This window comes from Pseudomonas sp. GL_091, assembly GCF_057837725.1.
Window position 1 is genome coordinate 1,163,014 of the sequence record NZ_CM174451.1, and the last position, 22,208, is coordinate 1,185,221.

The window sequence follows — 22,208 nt, forward strand, 5'->3', positions numbered from 1 at the left end:
TTTCGGATTTTGTAACAGTGACAAAAGATCGCAGTCTTGAGTGACTCCATCAGCACGTGTTCCTGCACAGGCTCGGGACGTGTTCGGACGATCTTTTCCGTTTCACCTACATTTAACGTAAGGTGCGCGGCTTCCAATTCCCACTCTGCTCGAAGGCCCGGCATGACCGAACACAACACCGATCCGTTGCATGGCGTGACGCTGGAACAGATCCTCAACGCGCTGGTTGAACACTACGAGTGGTCGGGGCTGGCCGAGCGTATCGATATCCGCTGCTTCAAGAGCGACCCGAGCATCAAGTCGAGCCTGACGTTCCTGCGTAAAACCCCGTGGGCACGGGAGAAGGTCGAACGCCTGTATGTGAAGTTGATGCGCACCAAACGACCGCTTTGAACATGGCCAACCCGTCTGCGTTACGCCGTCGTCTTGTGGCCGTGGCTGCCATGCTCGGCTGGGCGGGATTGAGTATCCAGATGTACCTGATTCTCCATTCACGCTGGACGCTGGGCGCCAGCCTGATCGGCGGGCTGATGAGTTTTTTCAGCTATTTCACCGTGCTGAGCAACACCCTGGTGGCGACCGTGCTGACCTGTGAATGGACATCCCGCGAGTCCGCCGCGCGCCGCTGGTTCCTGCAGCCTTGGGTCAGCAGTGCGATTGCCGTGAGCATCGCCGTGGTGAGCCTCGCCTACAACTTGCTGCTGCGCCACTTGTGGCATCCCGAGGGCTGGCAATGGCTGGCCGATGAGCTGTTGCACGACATCATGCCGTTGCTGTTTCTGGGGTATTGGTGGCGTTGTGTGCCCAAGGGCACATTGCGTGTGTGGCATATCGCGCTGTGGGTGATTTATCCACTGCTGTATTTCGCCTATGCGCTGTTGCGCGGGCATCTGCTGGCGGTTTACCCGTATCCCTTCGTGGATGTGGACAAACTGGGTTATCCACAGGTGTTCATCAATGCCGGCGGGTTATTGGCTGGGTTTGTGGTGATTGCGTTGCTGGTGATCGGGCTGGATCGGTGGCGGGCTCGAAGGTGAATGCGGATATGGCGGTATGGAATGCTTTATGTGGCGAGGGGGCTTGCCCCCGTTGCGCTGCGAAGCGGCGCTAAAACCTGCGACGGGTGATGGTCTGGCACACCGCGGTTACCTGTTTTGCGACTGCTTCGCAGCCGAACGGGGGCAAGCCCCCTCGCCACATTGTTGTACCTGGTTATTCCTCGCTGCCATCCCCCAGTTTCCAGTACCCAACCGCCTTGACGAACTGTTCGTCCAGCCCATGCTCATCGAGCAACACCCGACGAATCTGCCGCGACACCTTGCTCTCGGTCGCCACCCACGCGTACAGGCTGCCGGCTGGCACCTGGATCTGGCGCACGGTGGTCAACAGATTGTCCTTGCCACCTTCGCGCAACACCCAGATCACATTGACCTCGGCCGCACTGTGCAGCACCTGCTGCTCCTTGCCGTTTTCCACTTCGACGATCACCAGCGCCCGCCGATTCGCCGCCAGACCTTCCAGACGCCGGGCGATGGCGGGCAGGGCGGTTTCGTCGCCGATCAGCAAGTAGCTGTCGAAAATGTCCGGCACGATCATCGAACCCCGTGGCCCGCCGATGTGCAGGAACTGCCCGGGTTGGGCCTGCGCCGCCCAGGTCGAGGCCGGGCCGTCGCCGTGCAATACAAAGTCGATGTCCAGTTCCAGGGTATCGAGGTCGTAGCGGCGCGGGGTGTAGTCGCGCATCTCGGGCAGCGGACCGTTGTCCTTGCCGGCGCCCAGCACCAGGTTTTCCAGCGCCGCGGCTTGCTCGGCGTTTTGCGGGAACAACAGTTTGACGTGATCGTCCGTGCCCAGGCTGACGAAGCCCGCCAATTCAGGGCCACCCAAGGTAATCCGGCGCATGCGCGGGGTCAGGTCGACCACGCGCAGCACTTCCAGGCGACGGCGTTTGATTTCGTGCATGACACGGTGAATGGTGGTGATCACTTCAGTCATTCGGCGTTCTCCTGAACGGGTTGAACGGCGGGGCCGTCGACGATGGCTTTGGCGGTGTTGTTGAGCAGGTCACGTACCCGCAGAATTTCCTCCGGGCTCCAGCGCCCATGGTGCATTTGCAAGGCGTGGCGCAGGTTATGCACCGCTTCATGGATTTCCGCCGGGCGATCATGGCCGCGCAGCGAACGCTTGCTGACGTCGATGCGCATGCGCACACCATCCAGTGCTACGGCTTGCTCTTGCAGGAATAGACGTCCGGCATCGGTGATGGTGTAGCGTTTTTTTCCGCCTTCGGCGTCGCCCAAGATCAGTTCGCTTTCTTCCAGGAACGTCAGGGTCGGGTAGATCACACCGGGGCTGGGGCAGTAGGCGCCCTCGAACATGCCTTCGATCTGGCGGATCAGGTCGTAGCCATGGCACGGCTGTTCGGCGATCAATGCCGGCAGCAACAACTTCAGATCGCCGGGGGCAAACACCCGGGGCCCACGGCTGCCGCGTTCGCGGGCGGGACGTTTTTCGAAGCCGTCGCGGCCATCGCCGTGCTCGCGGTGGGGGGAATGATGGTCTCTCATTTTCTGCTTTCTCTCGTCGTGTTTAGATACAACTTAAGATATATCTTAATGAAAATGCAAAGGCTCCTGATCAACGGCAGTCCCTGCATCGGCCCTGGCTTGAAGGTCAAATCGAAAAAATAGAGCTTATTAGTACAGGTAAAATTTCAGAAATTAGTGTTAACTCTCTAATGTATTAGTTTGCTCCATTGTTTACTGGGGTTGTGGTATTGGTCTTACAGAAGGTACTTTGTTAATCTCTCGAATATCATTGCAGGCAGGATGCTGTTTGTAGTCTGTCTCTTACAGTCAAGCATCGCTTTTATAGTTATTTCCGTTTTTTTCTTTCTGCTGTCATGGCACTCCGGCTACGCACTTGCAGGAACTTTCTTGCTTACTTTTAAGAACAATTGGTCGATCATCTTTCGGCGTTGAAAGTTCAGGTTGGCAAATAGCTGCTCGTGACAGTTTTGCTCTGCATGAACTTTCAGCCCTTCATCCTTTTAAAAACACAGGTACTGAAAGATGTTCAAGAAAATCGCGTTCGCTGCTCCCCTGGCTGTTCTGGCTCTGAGTTCTTCGATGGCGTTTGCCGCTACCGAAGCCAGGCACACCATCAGTCTGGTTGCTACTGTCAATGCTGACGACTTCTATGCGGTGCCGGTTGACTTTGATCTGGTCAACAAGGATCAGGACATGAGCTACAACCCCTCTACCAACGCCATGAGATCCGTCGATGGGCACTTTGATGTGCTTCATACCGCCGGCAAGGTAAACGCACGACTTGAAGGCGTCCCCAAGCTGATTGCCGGTAACAAAAGCATCGACTTGAAAGTCGAGCTCAATGGCAAGACGCTGACAACCACTTCACAGGAAGTTGTTGGAGATGAAGAGTCCAATACCCGTTATCGCGCGCCATTCAAAATCAGTGCGGTCACCACGCAAAAACCTGATGCAGGCGATTACACCGGCGTCGTGATGTTGGTTGTCGAGCCTTCCGTCTAAGTAGTATCGGCGACGGCAAACCGTTTACTTGTTTTAAGTAACGTTCTCGGTCGGCAAACTTTCCGGTTTGTCGGCCGTGCTTGAACTCCTTCGTAATTAGAGAACTCGTTCATGTTCCCGATGACGCCCATCGCGGCGGCGCTTGCGCTGCTGTTATGTAGCAGTGCATTTGCGGCGCCCACTTCCGTTGATAACTCGCCGCGAAGTTTGCTGGCACAGGCCAAGGGCTTGCCGGCCGAGTTCGAGGAGCATTTTTTCGATGTTCCCTTGGCGGTTCGGGTCGAACTCGATCAACAACCGCTGGGGGAGGCGATGATTGTGTTGTCCCGGGATGACCGGGTAACGCTGCTCGATTTCACTGACACCAGCGAAAGCCGCTTCAGCGCAAGTGAGCGTGATACCTGGGCCGATATTCTCAAACCCGGTGTGACACTGGGCACCTGCACAAGCCAATGCCCGGAGCAGATGCTGGCGGTTCACTACAACCTCGAAAATTCATTGCTGTCGATCGTCACTGAAAATGCCGAGCGCGACAGCGAAGCCAAGCGTTTCTACGATCAGCCCGAAGGCGGCAGCAACGGCCTGATGGTACGTAACCAGCTCAATCTCAATGGCGGCCAGGATCAGGACCTGGGCGGTCGTTTCGGTCTGGAGGCCAGCGGCAGCCTGGGCAACTGGAGCCAGACCTTCAACATGCAACTGTCCCGTCTTGGCGGTCCGGACAACAAGACCTACCACGCGGTGCACGAGCTCTATAGCCAGCGCGAACTGGAGGGCCGTTTTTTCCGCCTGGGCTACTTCACCCCCAACTCCGAAGGCCTGACGCGCGAGCCCCGTTCATTCGGCAATAGCCCCGATACGGCGGTGGGCGTGATGTACGGCAGTTCCGACAGCCTGGCGATCGACAGCCCGAAACCCAGTGTCTATCCGGTTTATGTCACGGCCAACCGACAGGGTTCCGTGGAAATTTACCGCGACGGCTTGCTGATCAATACCCAGTCGGTCCCGGCGGGTTTGCAAACCCTCGACACCCGTCCGTTGCCCGGTGGCATTTACGAGGTGGAAGTGCGGTTGATCGAAGACGGTCAAATCACATCGACCACCCAGGAGTTGATTTACAAGCCGAACAATTGGCGCAACCACGATGAGCGTTGGCGCTACAACCTGTTTGCCGGACAGGAAAGCAAATTGCTGAGTAATTGGAATGATCAGGAGAGCGGCGATGCGACGCTGGGGGCGTCATTCAACTACTTGCTGCACCCACGGGTGATTCTCGGGCTATCGGCACGCCAGGTCAGTGACAAGCTGCAGTACGGCAGCTCCATCGACTGGAGCCTGGCCAACAGCGTCAGCCTCTATGCCAACCTGTACCAGACCGAAGACCACGGCACCGGTGCCGATTTTCAAGGCCTGTACAACTATGGCGCCGGCAGTCTGGTGATCAGCCACAATCGCAGTTGGCTCGACACCACCAACACCTACGACACATTGCCCGACGGCACCCGCGTGCGTCAGCGCAATGTGTTCACCGGCCAGACCAGCAATTCTTCACTGGCGCTGAACCACCGGATCAGCCGCAAAAGCTCGCTCAACGCACGGGTGTCCCACAGCGAGGGCAACGTCGAAGGTATGGGGGTGGACCTGGGCTGGACGCAACGCACCGTTCTGTTCGGCAGCGATGCCAACTGGCGGCTCTCGCTGTTTGATCGTCCGGGCAGTTACAGCAGTGGTGATGCGCGTAATCGCGGGGTCGATCTGAGCATCAACATGGCGCTCGGCGGCCCGGGGCAGCAGGTTTCCGGCAGCATCGGCAGCCGCACCGCCCGTGATGGCAGCCGTGACAACAACGCCTCCCTGGGTTGGCGCAAGGACCTGCAAGACCATGTGTTGCAGAGCGTATCGGTGACCGCGCTGACCGATACCTACGGTGTCGGATTGTCGAGTCTGGCGAACTTTCGCACCGATGCCATCAATGGTGACGGGTTCATCCAGCGTTCGTCCTTCAACGACAATTTCACCGGTGGTTTGAACCTTGACAGCACGCTAGTCGTTGGAGCGCAGCGCATGGCGTTGACCAGTCAGCATCAGGGCCGCGGCGCCGGGATGATTGTCGATGTCGAGTCCGACATCGACGGCATCGCCCTACGTGCCGACGACCTCAGCGGCGGCAGCGCCGCCTTGCGTCCCGGACGCAATTTCATACCGCTCACCGCTTACAAAAACAGCTCGGTGAGCTTCGACTTCGAAGGCAACGACGTCCCGGCGGCGAGCATCGAGCCGGCACGCACGCGCTATCACCTGAACAAGGGGGGGGTGGAGTACCGCAAGGTCCGGGTCATGAAAACCCTGACCGTGCTCGGCCGCTTGCTCGACCCGCAAGGACAGCCGCTCAAGGGCCATCACGTGATCAACCACGCCAGCCGTGGGGTTAGCGAAGTCGATGGCTTCTTCTCAATGGAAATGAATGCCGGCTCGCCAACCCTGGAAGTGCGTTACGCGGACCAGTTGCTGTGCCAGTTCCGCCTGGATATCGACAATCACCGCAGTGAAAACAACGTGCTGATGATCGGTGATCTGCGTTGTTCGCCGGACACCTTGGCGGATGCCACTTCCAACCGGCGCACGGCAGGTTGAACGGCCCCGGTTCCGATGTTCAAGAGAGTGTGATCATGAATCTAACGTCTACATATTCCCGACTGCTGCGGCGCAGTCGCTGGCTGGGGATGCTGGCCGTCGTCGCGGCGCCTTCGGCACAGGCGGTGAGTCAGGAGATCCGGGCGCTGTTCACCCCGGACTCTGCCAACCCGCAACGAAATCTGTTCGTTAATAAAACGCCGGTCAGTGGTTATTGTGCCGACTATCCCAGTGAGTGCCGGGACAACGAGACCTTCAGCATTCGCCTGCCCATGAGCTTCGAGTCGGCGAGCCCCATGCAGCCCAATGCGTCGCCGCGCAACAGTGCGATGTTCAGCGTTCCGGCCCTGTGGCGTCCGTTAACGGTGACGAACAGGGAAACGGGCGAAACGGAAACCGTCGAGGTGCGTATTGCCGGCTTCGGCTCCCGATACATCCTCAGTGATACCGCGGTCAATCTGACAGGTGCCGCCACTGCCATTGAGGGGCACCGCGCCTTGTGGGGCGGTCCGGGGGGAGGCTGGGTAAACGCGGCACCTCCCTGCGGCTACAGTGGTGTCGGACTGTATTCGGACAGCTACTACCGGTTCTTCTGGAAGACCCCGGTACAAGGGACTTGCGTCAAGACTGCGAGTTTTCCGATACCGGCCATGACTTATGACTACCTGGACTTCTCCTATGAACTTAAAACCCCCAATCCGCTGACGATGTCGTCCGGGCTTTATACGGGGGACGTGAGTTATCGAATTGGTCCCGGTGGTGACTTCGACATGGGCGATGTGATGCTGCCGAGCGACCCCGACCTGACGCTGAATTTTGTATTGGATGTTCAGCACACCCTCAAGGTCGACATCCCCCCTGGCGGCGAAAAAATCCAACTGGTCCCGGCGGGCGGATGGCAAAGCTGGTTGCACGCGGGGCGTAAACCTGTGCGTCTGTTTCGGGACCAGACGTTCCATATTTCAGCGTCGTCGCGCTTCAAGATGCTGTTGGAATGTGAGTTCAGCGGTTTTCCCTACGAATGTCTATTGGACGATCGAGTCTCCAAACGAGGCGTTGAGTTGCGCGTCAGCGTCAGCCTGCCCAATGGCCTGACCGACCTGGCCGGCCAACCCGTCAGGCAAATGCGCCTGCGAACGGGAGCGGCTAACGCACTGCAGTTTCAACCGGGTTTCTATGTCGATAGAGCGCCGGGCGTACTGCACTTTGAAGTACCGCCAAGCCAGATGGAGTTCATGTTGGCACCAGGCGCGGGGCCCTTCTTCAGGGGCAATGTCACTGTGATCTGGGATTCGGAAGTCTGATGGGCTTCGTATCGATGGTTCGGTCCGGGGTTGTATTCAATGTCAGGAGATTCAAGGGTATGAAACGTCTATGGGCACTGTTGGTTTTGAGCGGGTTTTCCTTGGGTATTCAGGCCGGACCGCAAATCAACGTCGGAACGGTTTACGACTACCTTGACAGCGACAAGAGCACCTACCTCAAGCGCGTGTTCAACAGTGGAGACAGCACGGCGTTCGTCAAGGTCAACATCCTGGAAATCGTCTACGACGCCGATGGCAGCCATCGTGAAATTCCGGTCAAGACCCAGGCGGACGGCAGCGGTCGGGATGGCTTGATGGCCAGCCCCGCGCGACTGATCGTGCCGGCCAAAGGTATGCAAGGCACGCGCTTGTTGCACATGGGCGAACGTGACACCGAGCGTTATTTCCGCGTGCGCTTCGTGCCGGTAGTGCCGGAGAAAGAAGACGAATTCGCGGTGTCGAGTGAAGAGCGCGATGCCTACAAACAGAACCTGTCGGCGGGGGTCAACGTGATGACCGGGTTTGGCACGGTGTTTTTTGTCCGACCGAAAAACAGTCGCTTCGACAGTGTGATCGATGACAGTCCCGGCGTTTACCGGCTGCGCAACAACGGCAATACCGTGGTGCTGATCGATGAGTTTCGCAACTGCTCGCTGAAAAACGAAACCGAGTGTGAGCCGACCACCAAACACCACGTTCTGGCCGGTAAAACCTTTGAGTTCGAGAAGAAGCCCGGCCGTGAGTATCGCTTCAACCTGGTGGAAGGTGCATCGAAAAAAACGCTGCGCATCGCCAGCCAGTAATACCGGAAGGGGCGAGTCACTTTGGCTGGCTCGCGGTATTTTTTGACGCAACAGGTATCTGACATGATCAAGCAATCGACCATCGCCGTGTGGATGAGCGTGATGGCGCTGATAAGTACCCAGGCTTTTGCTGCCCGGGAAGAGCGCACGTTCGAGGTGTCGGTGGATATCCCGACGCTGGGGTTTTACATCATCCCGGCCGAGTCGAACTGGATACACCTTGAACAGACGTTAGCGTGGAACATCCATACGAAGACATTGGAGGGGCTGCGCAAGAATTTCGACGTCAAGCACGACACCAGTGCGATCGAAGCACGGTTGGAAGCAGAACCGTATCTGACCAACGGGCGTGACGATCAGAACATTTATTTGCGCGTCAGCTTCAATGGCAAGGAGTTGAGCCATGACCCACGACCGCGGGAAGTACTGACCGCCGCGCAAGCAATTGCCGGTGGCCGCTTTCCCCTGGAGATCGTGCCGAAAGTGCCTGTCGGCGGATACAAGCCGGGTATTTACTACGGCAATGTGCAACTGATATTCATCGCCGCTGCGCCTTGATGTGCGGCCGCCTGACGCGTCAGGCGGCCTTTGGCTTGCTGTGTGGCTTTTACTGGCCGGCTTTGCGCAGAGCCTCTCGGGTCAGTTGTCTCGCCATCTGTTTCTCCTCGTCACCCAGGTCGACGAGAAAACGATCGAAGTCAGCTTCGCTGATGGGCTCATCGGCAAAGACCACGGTCTCTGGAACGGGCAGATCGTTGATTAGTTCCCTGAGCCGGTTGCGCAGGTCGGCTTTCTCAACGTCCGACGTCGACTCGAGCCACTGACGCTGGGTTGTGCGCAGCTCCTCCAGTTTTTCGTATTTGCTCTGGTAGAGATGTTTGTTCATCTCCGTTCCAACAGGCCATTTTTCACGCAAGTAACGCTCCCAGAAGTCCACCTCAAGCATCTTGTTGATCAGACCATCGCCTTCGCCCAGGGCCAGCACCGTGTCGTACGCCTGATCGATCATGGTGTCAGTTACACCGGCAACCGTTCGGTACAGCATGCCTTCGGATTGCCACGGCAGGTTTAACCGCGAGGCGAGACCCGTCTGGTAAGCCAGGTAGATTTCGACCTCGTCAGGATTGCCGCCACGGCTGGCAACATCGGCCCGGGCAACCTCATTGACGTGATCCAGTCGTGCCGCGCCTTTGGCCAGGGTCACCAGTTTGCGCTGAAGCTGCGCCGGATCGGTGGAGTACGAATAGGCCTCGGAGGCGAGCACGCGAATGCCCATGCTATTGAACAACTGCGCACCGGCATCGGCACAATCGACGGGGGCGATGGCCATGATGTAGAGCTGTTCGCGCAGCTGAGTGTCGATGTACACGGCATCGAGCATGCGTGCCATGCGCTGTACCAATTGCTGGCGAGCAGAGCCGCCAGCGGCAAAGTCCGCAGTGTTTTTCTGTTTGAGCACGACGTCGATAAACGCATGGGACCGAGGGTCGTCGGACAGTTCCCGGAAAGAGGCGATCCGTTCTACCCCCAACCCCGGTACATTGGCCCAATCATTGGCATTGACCCCGTACTCCATCGGGTGAGAAATCACCAGAGGTTCGGGAGGCAATCCCACTGAGCGACGAATCTCCTGATATCGCAGTTGGTTTATATCCGACAAATCACCGACGTTGAGGCGGGTGCGCGCAACGACCCAGGCTTCGGGCCTGCCGGGCACCACCTCGGGAATTACGCTGAGGGGATTGTCCCGCAGGTCCAGGAGAAAACCCCTTGGTCGATTTTTGGCCAGGGTGCCGACGGGCCAGGTGGTCAGGCCGGTGTTTTTCAAGGCCACAACTTTGAGCCTGGGCATGCGACGAATGTCCGGTGCCATTGCCAGAGGGTTACCTTCGAGCTTGAGTATTTCCAGATAGGTCAGGTGCTTTAGTTTCTCCACTGCGGGGGCGTCCAGAACGATCTCGTTGTCACTCAAGCGCAGGCGTTCCAGCCGATGCATGGTGCCAATGTGTTCCGGCAGGCTTGTCAGCTCGCACCGGCGGGCGCTGAGTTCGCGAAGGTTGGGGAAATCTTTCAACAAGCCGTTCGCCTTGCCGGAAAAACGCGTGTTGTCGAGTTTCAGGATCGTGACCTTGTCCAGAAACCTTTTTAGCTGCGGTCGTTCCGGCCACCCGGATTCCAGGTCCAGCGGCAGCAGGTCCTCTGACAGATCCAGCGCATAACGGTGCGGATCAGTACGGCTACCGAGATTGGTGTTTTTTCGCTCAAAACAGTCGAGCAAGCCCAGGGCAATGTGTTGCCGGACGCCACGCAAAGGAATCGGATTATCGGCATCCAGCCCGGCGAATTGGTGCTCCCAGAGTTCGACAGTCCTGCGTAGTTCGTCGAGATCATTTTTCTGTTCCTCCAGACGTGTCATCGGTTCGCCCTTTTCGATCAGAGCCTGGGCAAAGGTGTCGACCTCGTTGTCGCTAAAGTGAGGATGCAGGTCGTGAATCCGCTCGTGCAGTGTTTCGCCGGACCTGCTGATAACGGGACCACGTACCAACAGCAGGGTTTCGTGCTCGGTCACAGCACGAATAGGTGGTGTGGCCAGAACCGCCCGGCGCTCGCTCGGTGTCTCGGTCTTGGCGATGATCCAGTGCTTGAAGAACCCGACATCCCCCGCTCGATATCCCACCGCTCTGCGCCCATCCCGGCCCATGGCCTGGAGCAGGGCTGGAAGAAAATCATCGGCTGCGTGGATCTGCTGATCCTCGGCGTCACGCACTTCGTATTTTCCGGATTCGTCGCGAATCATGATCCGTACTTGTGCTGCATCTTCCGGCCCGGCGCTGCATCGCAGCTCGCCGTCGAGCGCGCCTTGGCGGATTTCGATGCGCAGGTTGCCGAAGGTATCGGTTTGCGTGCGCAAGGTGCCCAGCACCAGGCGTTCGGTATCACCACTGACCAACGCGTTGTCGTACAGGCCGTGGGCGGCGCGGACGGCTTGGGTTTCGAATTGAAGTTCCCTGGCCTGGCTTTTCAGGCGCAAGGGCAGGCGCTTGTGCCGGGTAGTCTGCTGGCGTTCCGAATGGGTGGCGCCGGCGAAGATTTTTTCCGCGACGGGGTCGGGCAGTTCGGGAAAACCGCTGAATAGAGCAGCCATTTCGGGGGACAACACAGGAGGCGGATTCACCGGTGCCCCCAGGCGTTGCAGGGTGTCGGTCAGCAAAGGCGGCGGTGGGGCGTGCTCGACGTGCATCCTGCGCAGCGCGGCCTCTTCAGTGCCGCTGATCTGCCGGATCCGCTCCAGTTGCGTGTCGTTGAAGGCATCGGTCGTATGGCCCAGGCGACGCATCAGGGTCGTGCCTTCCCACTCGCGCGGGTTTTCCGTTTCACTGACCCAGGCACCATGACTGTTGTGCCGCAGGTTCGGGGTATACGCGTCGGGGCGTTGTGGATGCTGAATACGGTGTTGTCCGGTCACCGGGTCTGTTCGCACGGCGAACAATTGATCGTCCAGTCGTAGAATCTGTTGCCCTTGATGCTGGTAAATCCCCTGTGCATCGGGCCTGGCGTCTGTGGGCAAGGTCAGGTTCGATTGTTGATAGGGGGTAAGGTCAGGATTCCACAACCGCGTCCGCCCATCGGCCGTTTGCACTGGCTTGAGTCCTTCGAAGAACGGCGAAAGTTTCGCCCGCGCGACATTGCCGATTGCGCCGCCCGCCGCAAATGCGCCCAACTGGACGACGCTTTCCAGCACGCTGATGGTTTGTTCTGCTGCTTCGGCAAAATGACTTTCGGCCAGGTCGACGATACCCTCGACCACTTCATCGGTCAGTTGATAAGCGGTGTAGGCCAGCATCAGCTCGCCCAGGCCGGGGACAAGCGGCGTCGCCACCAGCAACGCGACGTTGAGAATGTCCGACAGCATTTTTTCCAGGTTATCCCACCAGGCCCAGCGGGCCATGCGATCGGCGTACTCGGTGGAAATCGCGATTTCCCGCCCATCGTTGAGAATCTTGTTGAGCTTCTGGCGGTAGTAGTAACCCCAAAGATCATTCTTGAAAACAGTCTCTCTGTCGGTCTTGACGCTCGACAGGCTGAACTTCAAGTCGGGGTTGGTCACGGGTGTTTCACGCCAACTGGGCAGGTTGGAGCCAGGTGGGACCGGCTGCCATTCGATTTTGCTCAGGCGGTCATTGAGTCCGGCAAAAAAATGCCCGCGTTGCTGATGGGGTACGAACTGGCTGAAGTACTGTTGATAACTTTTGCTGGAGGTGCCATCGCGCAGCTGGCGTGTCAGTTGCGCCATGAAATCGAGCGTCGACGGGTACAGCTTGAGCGGATGCTGCGGGTCATGGGGAACATACGCCAGGACCGGGACGGTACCTGTGGCGGTGAATACATCGGGGGCGATCAGCACAATGCCAACCAGGCGCGTGTCCATCATCGACAGGTTGTAATAGCCGACGGGCTGCCCGTGCCATTGCAGTTGTGAACGATCGTCGAGCATGCCTTGCACGACGTCATAGGCCTCCTGGTCGATGTCCTTTTTCATCAGGGCCATTTGTGCCGCAACATTCAGCGCACTTTTCTGACTGCGAATGACGATGTAGCGCAGGTAATTACTCGCCACTCTGTTGGTCGACAGCAAAAACTCGTTCAGATGCTGTTGGTATCTCGCACCGATGTTCAGTTCGCGGCACAGTGATTTGAACTGATCGATGCTCAGTTTGTGCTTGAGGTGTTTGACCCCGAAATGCCCGCGAGCGTCGGGGCGGGTGATGAACTCGGAGTCTTGGTGAAATGACTCGTCGAGCGAAAAATTATGCAGGGCGGCGTCCAGTAGCGAGACGGTCCGGCTGGTGGTACCGCCTGAAAAGTCATGCACCCACCAGGATGTTTTCACAGGTGCATACAAGTGTAGCCAGGTCTGCTCGACATCGTCGTCGACGCCGAAGCGGTCCTTCAGTGCCTGTTGCAGGATGGGACGGGCAAATGCGTAGACATCCTGCAGTTCGCTCAGTGCGCGATCTACTTCGTTTTGCGCAGTCCAGCTGAGCTTGATGCCGTGCTTCAGGCGTTGCTGCAGCGCCTGGGTGGCGTCCCGCAGCGGGTCTGGAAGGATCACCCTGTCGGCTTTCAGTTCATTGACGCGAGTGATGGAAGTGTCTTTCAGCCAGGAAGGGATGGCCTGTTTGACCCGTTCGAAATGGATACTTTTATCGGCCAGATCATTGGCGAGCGAATCTGGAGTTTTATACGGGTTGGGCATTGTCTGATCGTCCGTTGATCAATAATGGAACGAACAGACTAGGTACGCGTGGCCCCCGAAAAAAGCTCAAAAACTGATTTGAAAGGATGTCTGTTTTGCCCCGAGCCTCCCAAAATCAAGGAGTGAAAAATAGATAGTTACCGCCACCTCGGCACTGGTTTTTGGTAATGCTTAGCGAACAGCCGTTGCCGCGGTTGGCTGGCACATCGTGTGGGTGCCCGGTTGCAGGTACGGCGTCAGAATCGGCGCCATGCCTTTGAGCACCTGCACTGGCAACGCCGAGGTGAAAGTGAAGCTCTCCGCCGAGCGGCCCGGCACGTACGCGGTCAGGGTGCCAAAGTGGGTATCGCCGATGTAGAACACGAACGTGGCCGTGCGGTTGAGCGATTTCGAACTCAAGATCCGTCCGCCGGAACCGATGGCTTCGATACGGTTGTCACCAGTACCGGTCTTGCCGCCCATGGCCAGCGGGCTGCCATCCGGCAGTTTGAAACTGCCGGCCACGCGCTTGGCCGTACCGGCATCTACCACCTGTGAAAGGGCTTCGCGCATGGCGGTCGCCACCTCGGATGGCATCACCCGTTTGCCGACGTCCGGGTCATTGATCAGTTGGGTTTCATAGGGCGTGTTCGCAGCGAAATGCAGGCTGTCGATACGCAGGGTCGGCATGCGCACGCCATCGTTGAGGATGGTGCCGATCAATTCGGCCAGGGCTGCGGGACGGTCGCCGGAGCTGCCGATGGCGGTGGCCAGCGACGGCACCAGGTGGTCGAACGGATAGCCGACTTTCTGCCAGCGCTGGTGGATGTCGAGGAACGCTTCGATCTCCAGCATGGTGCGGATGCGACTGTCGCGGGCACCCTTGTGTCTGCTTTTGAACAGCCAGCTGTAGACCTCCTGGCGCTCGAACTGGCTGGCTTTGACGATTTCACCCCACTTGGCGTCGGGGTGATTGAGCAGGTAGCCCATCAGCCACAGGTCCAGCGGGTGAACCTTGGCGATGAAGCCCTGGTCCGGCAGGTCGTAGGAGCCGGGAGCGTAGGCCTCGTAGAGCCGCACGAGACGTTCGTCAGTGAGTTTTTCCGTGAGCTTGGCTCCCGTGAGGTGCGAGCGCACGAAGGCGTTGAAGCTTTCCTGACTGGCCTGTGGCAGCAGGTAGCGGTGTACGGCGGCCAAGCGGATCGGGGTCGGCCGCATGCTGTCGAGGAAGGTGTCGAGCCGGTCCTGGGTATCCTTGTTCTTGTACTTTTTCCAGAACTTGAGCAGGAACGAAGTGCCCTCGTGGTCGGCGAATTCGGCCAGGTATTCCTGGCGCCGCGGGTCGCGGTCGTCCTTGAGCAGTTCGGCACTGCTGTTCGGGCCGGAGTAGGTGGTGTAGCGCACCAGGTCACGCATCAGGCGAATGAACGGCAGGTTGATCGACTCGCGCAGGGCGTCGCGCAGGGTCGGTATCCGGCCGTTGTCTTCCTTGCGGAAGTTGTGGAACACATGCAGGCCACCCCCGGTGAAGAATGCCTCGCCAGGGCTGGCGGAGTATTTACGGTCCAGGGCTGCACCGAGCATTTTTTGCAGGTCGCGGTCCTTGTTCTCGATCAGGTAATCGACCGCCCAGCGGCTCAGGCGGTCCTGATCCGGCACGTCGACTTTCTTCAGTTCCGGGACGGCCATGCCGGCGTATTTGTCGTGCAGCTCGGAGATGATTTGCAGGTAGGTGGTCAGCACGCGCATTTTCGCGGTAGAGCCCAGTTCCAGTTTGCTGCCTTCGTTGATGTCGAATGGCTGGTCGGTGCTGTCGGTCTGCACCCGAACCCGCGAGCCGTCCGGAGTCAGTTCGAACAGGGTGAAGCTGTAGCGCACCTGGGTGGTGCTGGTGGTGGTCAGAAGGCGTTCGCCGATCAGGCCGATTTGCGTGGCAAACTCAGGGTCGGCGAGTTTTTTCAGGTACTCGGTGGCCTCGGCTTGCAACTCGCCTTGCAGGGTGCTGGTGGCGGAGAGGTCGAGGCGGTCGAGGTCATACAGCGGACGATTGAGCATGCCGGCCAGACGGCTGCGCGCGACACTGATGCCCTTGTTGGCTTCGATCGGTTGAATGGTCGGCTGGGTGGCCCAGTCGCGGTAGGTCACTTTGCTGGTCAGGGCTGCTGCGGCGAGCTGAGCATCGATCACGCTGTTTTGCGCCAGCAGGCGAATATGGCTGTCGGTGAGGTCGGCCAGTTCATCGTGACCCTTGGTCAGGTAATGCGACGGGCGGCGCTGGGCAATCATCAACGACAGCATTTCACGCAGGGCCAGGCCTTTTTCCGCCATGGTTTTTGGATCCGTCGCAGTGCTGGAAAGAGCTTCGTTGGCCTGATTGAAGTCGGAGCCGTACCACACGCGCAACCCTTCAGCCATGCCGTGCACTTCACCGTGGCCCGGTACGGCCGACAACGGCACGCTGTTGAGGTAGTCGCGAACCACGTTCTGCCGGGCTTCGAGGGTTTGTGGCCCGGCCTGGTAGGCGCGCACGGTGGCGGAAATCATCTGGCGAATCTTTTCCGCGCCGTTGACCGTCAAGCCATCGGGGGAATGCCGGTACTTTTCCAGTTGCGTGGCCAGGGTACTGCCACCGGCGGATTGGCCGGGCACGTGCAATATCTTGGCCACCTGGGACCACGCCGCCATGCCGAATCGCGGCCAGTCCACCGCCGGGTTGGCCAGCGGTTGCTTGGGGTCGAGCAGGAAGCGGTTCTCGATGAACAGCAGGCTGTTGACCACCACCGGCGGGATCGAGGCAAAGCTTGAATAAAGCTGCTGCGGATAGTTGTACTGGTACAGCGGGGCTGCACGGCAATCGGTGATCGACAGCCCGGCCTGGATTTTCTCGGCATAAGGCACGAACAGTCCCTTGTCGCTGTACTTCAACAGCGCCGGGGAAAAGCGGGTTTGCGCCTCGACGACAAAATTTCGCTTGATCAGGCGCGGCAGGAACTCATCCAGCGAGCTGTAGCCCAGGCGCCGATCGAACGGACCGTCGCCTGGATAGCGAATCGCATCGCTGGGGCCGGGTTTGAGCTCATAGTTCAGGGACGCGGCGTATTTGCTGACTTCCCGGGCCTGGAACCTCGAGGTACGCATTTCCCTCGCAGCCGCCAGCCCCGCGACAATCGCGATTATCAACAGCAATAGCCAGAACGCTCCCCATCCGTGCCTGGAGCGACGGGGTTTTTCAGGAATAGGCGCTTCATCCTCACGTTCATTCGGAACCACGGTTTTACTCGAATCGGTTTGCCACAAAGCGCCCATAGTCGACTGATCCATTCACGCAGATTGATCGGACTTCACTGAAGCTTAGACGGTGGTTGGCGAAGGTGAAAAAAATGTGAAGGGCAAAACGTCGGGTCATGGCCATCTTTTGTGGCGAGGGAGCTTGCTCCCGCTGGGCTGCGAAGCGGCCCCCAGCCCGGTCAATGCGATTCGTCTGGATTATCCGGTACTCTGGTTTACGACTGCTGCGCAGCCGAACGGGACGGTGCGGCGATCCGACAAGCTCCCTCGCCACAGGGGGCGATTAGCCAGCCGTTTGATCTCAGAGCCAACACGCATCCCAGAGCGGGTATTCGCCAATTTTATCCACAAGCCCCGCCCTTAATGGATTGGCAACGATGTAGCGAGCGAACGGTAGAAGATCTTCTCCATCGCGAATGGCCCGGTCGTGGTAGCCGGTTTGCCAGAAAGCACCGCTCTCGTTTAACGCCCTGTTGATCGTCAGCGTGCTGCGGGATTTGATGGCCTGCATGAGTTGCGCCAGCGTGTACCGTTCAAGCTGTATTAACCAGTGGAAGTGGTCCGGCCTGATGACCCAGGCCATTGAGTCGACCCATTTTTGCTCGTGGGCTCGCCTGAGCTCCTCAACCAGAAGGCGTCCTAGCCGCCAATCCGCGAATATTCGGCGGCGCTGATGCACGACTGCGGTTATTAAATAGCCCCGTCCTGGTTCTGAGTAACGTCCGCGGCGCAATAGATGCGAGTTTGGATGTGGAGGCATTCCGTTGCTCCCTTTGGCGTTTAGCTAAATACGCTAGCTATTCGTTTTCCTGCTTGATCCTGCATTTGCTGAGTGAAATTTCCCAAATCATTGAAGGATTCGGATCCATGCAGCGCTTTTGTGGCTAGGGAGCAAGCTCCCTCGCCACAGTAGGTAGGAGGGCTGAAACACTTGAACTAGAGCTTTATAGACTTTGGCAGGGGCATGACGATGCACCATTGTTGTGCAATACTCGGCGCCGTTTTTCCCACTGTTCTTGCGGGTTTTTCCTACAAGACGACTCTGCCCACGAAGCAGAACCGGTTCGGGAAGCGATGGCTTATCGGTCAGCGCTTCGCCACTCGGTGGTCATATCCAATAACAAGACGAGGTTGTCCCCAATGCCCGTAGGTAATCACCTGCCCCAAGGCGAGACCGCTCAGGGCGGTCCGCTTAAACGTGAACTCGGCGAGCGGCATATTCGCCTGATGGCACTCGGTGCCTGTATCGGCGTCGGCCTGTTTCTGGGTTCGGCCAAGGCCATCGAAATGGCCGGCCCGGCCATCATGCTGTCTTACATCATTGGCGGTCTGGCGATCCTGGTGATCATGCGCGCCCTCGGCGAGATGGCAGTGCACAACCCGGTCGCCGGCTCGTTCAGCCGTTACGCCCAAGACTACCTCGGCCCGCTGGCGGGCTTCCTGACCGGCTGGAACTACTGGTTCCTGTGGCTGGTGACCTGCGTCGCGGAAATCACTGCCGTGGCGGTCTACATGGGTATCTGGTTCCCCGACGTGCCGCGCTGGATCTGGGCGCTCGCTGCGCTGGTCAGCATGGGCTCGATCAACCTGATCGCGGTCAAGGCCTTCGGTGAATTCGAGTTCTGGTTTGCCCTGATCAAGATCGTCACCATCATTGCGATGGTGTTCGGCGGCATCGGCATCATCGCCTTCGGTTTCGGCAACGACGGCGTGGCCCTGGGTATTTCCAACCTGTGGACCCACGGCGGCTTCATGCCCAACGGTGTACAGGGCGTGCTGATGTCGCTGCAAATGGTGATGTTCGCCTACCTCGGCGTGGAGATGATCGGCCTGACCGCCGGTGAAGCGAAGAACCCGCAAAAGACCATCCCCAATGCCATCGGCTCGGTGTTCTGGCGGATTCTGCTGTTCTACGTCGGCGCGTTGTTCGTGATCCTGTCGATCTACCCGTGGAACGAAATCGGTACCCAGGGCAGCCCGTTCGTGATGACTTTCGAGCGCCTGGGCATCAAGACCGCGGCGGGCATCATCAATTTCGTGGTGATCACCGCTGCGTTGTCGTCCTGCAACGGCGGCATCTTCAGTACCGGGCGCATGCTCTACAGCCTGGCGCAGAACGGCCAGGCCCCGGCCGGTTTTGCCAAGACCTCGAACAACGGCGTGCCGCGTCGTGCATTGCTGCTGTCGATTGGCGCGTTGCTGCTGGGCGTATTGCTCAACTATCTGGTGCCGGAAAAGGTGTTTGTCTGGGTGACGGCGATTGCCACCTTCGGCGCGATCTGGACCTGGGCGATGATCCTGCTGGCCCAGCTGAAATTCCGCAAAGGCCTGAGCGCCAGCGAAGCGGCCGGCTTGAAATACCGCATGTGGCTGTACCCGGTCAGTTCGTATCTGGCGCTGGCGTTCCTGGTGCTGGTGGTCGGCCTGATGGCGTACTTCCCGGACACCCGCGTGGCGCTGTATGTGGGCCCTGCGTTCCTGGTGCTGCTGACGGTGCTGTTCTACGTGTTCAAGCTGCAACCGACCAATGTTTCGCAAGGTGCGGTGCGTTCGGTTTCGTAAGTCGTATCGCTGAAACTTGTAGGAGCGAGCTTGCTCGCGATGATCGTCAACGATAACGCGTGTTTACTGGATAAACGCAGCACTCTTGAGTCCATCGCGAGCAAGCTCGCTCCTACATAAGACGGTCCAGTGACCGGGGCTTTTGCATTTCAGGCGGGTGCGATTTGCGTTGAACGGTTCAAACGCTTGTTGAACTCCAGCCAAGCCGCCAGCAGCGCCATCAACCCGGCACCCACCAGCGCCGTGAAGATCTGCATGGCAAAAGCATCGTCGGTCAACGCATTGATCATGTCCGCCAATGGCGCCAGCAGCACGCCCAGGCAGAAAATCTCCAGCGAGAAACGGCCCATGCGGCAACTTTGCTGCGCGAGCCAGTTTTGCGTCCATCCGCTGTCGGGAATCAGTTTCGCCGTGATGTAGGCCAGTGCGAGGAAATGCAGCAGGCGCACGGGGGACAGGTCGGTCTTGCTGATGGGGTACAGGACGTTTTGCAGGCTCGTCGGCACTACGGCATCGTGTATGTCCGGCCAACGCCACAGCACGGTCAACACACCCGCGACCACGACATACAGCGCCGCACCGACAAACAACGGCTGGCGAACCAATGGGCGCGTCTCGGGCAGGCGCGGGCGCTGGCTGTGAATCGCAGCGGCACCGCCGAGTACGAACAGCAACTGCCAGGCAACCGGGTTGAAATACCATACGCCGTCCTTGATGGCCGCCAGGTTCCAGCCAGCCAGCGGCACCATCAGATACAGCGCCAATGACATCGCGACCACCACCCAGGCCTTGCGCACCAGAATCGGCAGCACCAGGGGCAAGCCTGCCAATAGCACGATGTACAGCGGCAGCGGGTCCATCAGGTTCGGCTTGAAGCGCAACAGCAGTTCATCGATCAGGGCCTGCTGCGGGTTGCTGATGAAGTGATGCATGCCCATTTCCTCCACCAGATCCCGTGTTTCCACGTGGCTGTTGGCGAAAAACACAATGCCCATCAGCATCGCCAGCAGGAAGATGTGCACTACGTAGAGTACCCACGCCCGGCGCAGGATTTTCACGCAGGCGATCAGAAAGCCTTCGCGCGCCAGGACTTTGCCGTACGCCAGTACGGCCGCAAAACCTGCCAGAAACACGAAAACCTCGGCCGCATCGCTGAAACCGAAGTTACGCAGGGTGATTTGCCCCAAAGGGTTGTGGGGCACGTGATCCCAAAAGATGAAGATCAGTGCCAGACCTCGAAAAAAGTCGATCCGGTGATCGCGTGCTAACGTCATGGCAGCAGACTCGTAACAGCGGGTAAAAATGGGATAGGCCGCGGGGGCAAAGGCCACGCGCCCGATCGGCGGCGCGCAGGGTGGACTGATTCGCGGGCAATTGCAAAGTCGGGATATTTCCGGATGTCTCGGGCGTTGCTTCAAGGCTCAACCGCTGGTCTGAAAGGTCCAAAAACCTGCGATTTCTGACAGTAGGCAGGCTCAAATACTAATGAGTGCAACGTTCTGAAACGGGAGCCTCACATGAGACTGTTGTGGAAAGGGCTGTCCAGTTACACGGCGATCGGGGTCGCCAACACCCTGATCCACTGGCAGATCTTTTTCCTGCTGAGTGTGGCGGCCGGCCTCAGCCAGGCAATCAGCAACCTGGCGGCCTTCTGCGTGGCTGCGTCGTTTTCTTTCTACATGAACGCGCAATTTACCTTTGCCGCCAGTGCCACGGTCGCAGGTTACCTGCTGTTTCTTTTGGGCATGGGGGCATTGAGCCTGGGGGTCGGCCATCTCGGCGATGTCTGGCGATTGCATGGTTTGCTCACCGTGGTCCTGTTCTCGGCGTTGAGCCTGGTATTCGGCTTCCTGTATTCCAAATACGTGGTGTTTCGCGAGCGTGATCAATGAAAATCTCGCTCATTGTCCCGGTGTTCAACGAAGAGCAGGCGATCAACCTGTTTTATCAGGCGGTGAGACGGGAGTTGAAGCTCAGCGGCACCGACGTCGAGATCGTGTTCATCAACGACGGCAGTTCCGACCGCACGGCCGAACAGGCCACGGCACTGGCCCAGGCGGATGATCAGGTGCTGCTGATCAATTTCTCGCGCAACTTCGGCAAGGAACCGGCACTGTTTGCCGGCCTGGAACACGCCAGCGGCGATGCCGTGATCCCGATGGATGTCGATCTGCAAGACCCGATCAACGTCATTCCGTTGTTGATCGAGCAATGGCAGAAGGGTGCCGACGTGGTGCTCGCCAAGCGCCGTAGCCGGGCCGCCGACGGCTACCTCAGGCGCCACAGCGCGTCGATTTTCTACCATGTGCTCAATCGCATCGCCTACACCCGCATTGAAGAAAACGTCGGGGATTTCCGGCTGATGGATCGCAAGGTGGTCGACGTGATCCGCTCCCTGCCCGAGCACCAGTTGTTCATGAAAGGCGTGTTGTCGTGGGCCGGGTTCAACACCGTGGTGGTGGAGTTCGAGCGGGCAGGAAGGGTGGCGGGGAACAGCAAGTTCAATGGCTGGAAGCTGTGGAACCTGGCACTGGAAGGCGTGACCTCGTTCAGCACCGTGCCCCTGCGTTTGTGGACTTACGTCGGTGGCGGCATTTCGATTTTCGCGGTGCTTTACGCGGTGTACATGGTGCTGGACAAGATTTTCTTCGGCAACAGCGTCCCCGGTTATCCGTCGCTGATGACCGCGATCCTGTTTCTGGGCGGTGTGCAATTGATCGGCATCGGTATCCTCGGCGAGTACATCGGTCGCATCTATATCGAGGCCAAGCACCGGCCGCGCTATGTGATCAAGGACATCGTCGGCGGTAAAGACCGGGGCAGGCGCTAG

16 protein-coding genes are annotated in these 22,208 nt (G+C 58.7%); 10 read left to right on the forward strand and 6 right to left on the reverse strand.

Translation table 11 applies throughout. The features are described 5' to 3' along the window. Nucleotides 1-162: 162 nt before the first annotated feature. The gene (locus AC3ITY_RS05245; protein WP_007985772.1) at nucleotides 163-393 is read left to right on the forward strand and encodes a VF530 family protein; all 231 of its coding nucleotides are present in this window, start codon (nucleotides 163-165) and stop codon (nucleotides 391-393) included. Between the two features lie 2 nt (nucleotides 394-395). Beyond that, on the forward strand, nucleotides 396-1,037 hold the full coding sequence (locus AC3ITY_RS05250) for a Pr6Pr family membrane protein (protein WP_489307991.1): 642 nt from the start codon (nucleotides 396-398) through the stop codon (nucleotides 1,035-1,037). 175 nt (nucleotides 1,038-1,212) lie between these two features. Here the strand turns inward: AC3ITY_RS05250 and AC3ITY_RS05255 are convergent, their stop codons facing one another. Further along, a complete protein-coding gene (locus tag AC3ITY_RS05255; protein ID WP_489307993.1) occupies nucleotides 1,213-1,995 on the reverse strand; it encodes a siderophore-interacting protein in 783 nt (260 codons plus the stop codon). Then, the gene (locus AC3ITY_RS05260) at nucleotides 1,992-2,567 is read right to left on the reverse strand and encodes a PadR family transcriptional regulator (protein WP_489307995.1); all 576 of its coding nucleotides are present in this window, start codon (nucleotides 2,565-2,567) and stop codon (nucleotides 1,992-1,994) included. The genes AC3ITY_RS05255 and AC3ITY_RS05260 overlap by 4 nt, the downstream gene beginning before the upstream one ends. Nucleotides 2,568-3,071: 504 nt before the next feature. On the opposite strand from AC3ITY_RS05260, the gene AC3ITY_RS05265 reads away from it, so the two are divergent. The 5 genes from AC3ITY_RS05265 (at nucleotide 3,072) to AC3ITY_RS05285 (ending at nucleotide 8,850) form a co-directional block, all read left to right on the forward strand. Further along, complete coding sequence (locus AC3ITY_RS05265; RefSeq protein ID WP_489307997.1) at nucleotides 3,072-3,551, forward strand: CS1 type fimbrial major subunit; 480 nt, start codon at nucleotides 3,072-3,074, stop codon at nucleotides 3,549-3,551. A gap of 111 nt (nucleotides 3,552-3,662) precedes the next feature. Further along, nucleotides 3,663-6,185, forward strand: a complete 2,523-nt coding sequence (locus AC3ITY_RS05270) for a TcfC E-set like domain-containing protein (RefSeq protein WP_489307999.1) — start codon at nucleotides 3,663-3,665, stop codon at nucleotides 6,183-6,185. Between the two features lie 35 nt (nucleotides 6,186-6,220). Further along, on the forward strand, nucleotides 6,221-7,489 hold the full coding sequence (locus tag AC3ITY_RS05275; RefSeq protein ID WP_489308001.1) for a hypothetical protein: 1,269 nt from the start codon (nucleotides 6,221-6,223) through the stop codon (nucleotides 7,487-7,489). Between the two features lie 59 nt (nucleotides 7,490-7,548). Then, complete coding sequence (locus AC3ITY_RS05280; protein ID WP_046041011.1) at nucleotides 7,549-8,292, forward strand: pilus assembly protein; 744 nt, start codon at nucleotides 7,549-7,551, stop codon at nucleotides 8,290-8,292. Nucleotides 8,293-8,355: 63 nt separating this feature from the next. After that, on the forward strand, nucleotides 8,356-8,850 hold the full coding sequence (locus tag AC3ITY_RS05285; RefSeq protein ID WP_489308003.1) for a CS1 type fimbrial major subunit: 495 nt from the start codon (nucleotides 8,356-8,358) through the stop codon (nucleotides 8,848-8,850). A gap of 49 nt (nucleotides 8,851-8,899) precedes the next feature. On the opposite strand, the gene AC3ITY_RS05290 is transcribed toward AC3ITY_RS05285, so the two are convergent. The 3 genes from AC3ITY_RS05290 to AC3ITY_RS05300 all read right to left on the reverse strand — a co-directional run bounded on the left by AC3ITY_RS05290 (nucleotide 8,900) and on the right by AC3ITY_RS05300 (nucleotide 17,576). Next, nucleotides 8,900-13,549 carry a dermonecrotic toxin domain-containing protein gene (locus AC3ITY_RS05290; RefSeq protein WP_489308004.1) on the reverse strand — a complete coding sequence of 1,550 codons (4,650 nt, stop codon included), beginning with the start codon at nucleotides 13,547-13,549 and terminating at the stop codon, nucleotides 8,900-8,902. Between the two features lie 171 nt (nucleotides 13,550-13,720). Continuing rightward, a complete protein-coding gene (locus AC3ITY_RS05295; protein ID WP_489308005.1) occupies nucleotides 13,721-16,834 on the reverse strand; it encodes a transglycosylase domain-containing protein in 3,114 nt (1,037 codons plus the stop codon). A gap of 283 nt (nucleotides 16,835-17,117) precedes the next feature. Further along, nucleotides 17,118-17,576, reverse strand: a complete 459-nt coding sequence (locus AC3ITY_RS05300) for an REP-associated tyrosine transposase (protein WP_489308006.1) — start codon at nucleotides 17,574-17,576, stop codon at nucleotides 17,118-17,120. 380 nt (nucleotides 17,577-17,956) lie between these two features. On the opposite strand from AC3ITY_RS05300, the gene AC3ITY_RS05305 reads away from it, so the two are divergent. Next, a complete protein-coding gene (locus tag AC3ITY_RS05305) occupies nucleotides 17,957-19,378 on the forward strand; it encodes an amino acid permease (protein ID WP_489308007.1) in 1,422 nt (473 codons plus the stop codon). Between the two features lie 149 nt (nucleotides 19,379-19,527). Here the strand turns inward: AC3ITY_RS05305 and AC3ITY_RS05310 are convergent, their stop codons facing one another. Next, nucleotides 19,528-20,652, reverse strand: coding sequence for an OpgC family protein (locus AC3ITY_RS05310; RefSeq protein ID WP_489308008.1), 1,125 nt, complete (start codon nucleotides 20,650-20,652; stop codon nucleotides 19,528-19,530). Between the two features lie 243 nt (nucleotides 20,653-20,895). Here AC3ITY_RS05310 and AC3ITY_RS05315 point away from each other — a divergent pair, with 243 nt between their 5' ends. Further along, the gene (locus AC3ITY_RS05315) at nucleotides 20,896-21,270 is read left to right on the forward strand and encodes a GtrA family protein (protein WP_489308010.1); all 375 of its coding nucleotides are present in this window, start codon (nucleotides 20,896-20,898) and stop codon (nucleotides 21,268-21,270) included. After that, on the forward strand, nucleotides 21,267-22,208 hold the full coding sequence (locus AC3ITY_RS05320; RefSeq protein WP_489308012.1) for a glycosyltransferase family 2 protein: 942 nt from the start codon (nucleotides 21,267-21,269) through the stop codon (nucleotides 22,206-22,208). Before AC3ITY_RS05315 ends, AC3ITY_RS05320 begins: the two co-directional genes overlap by 4 nt.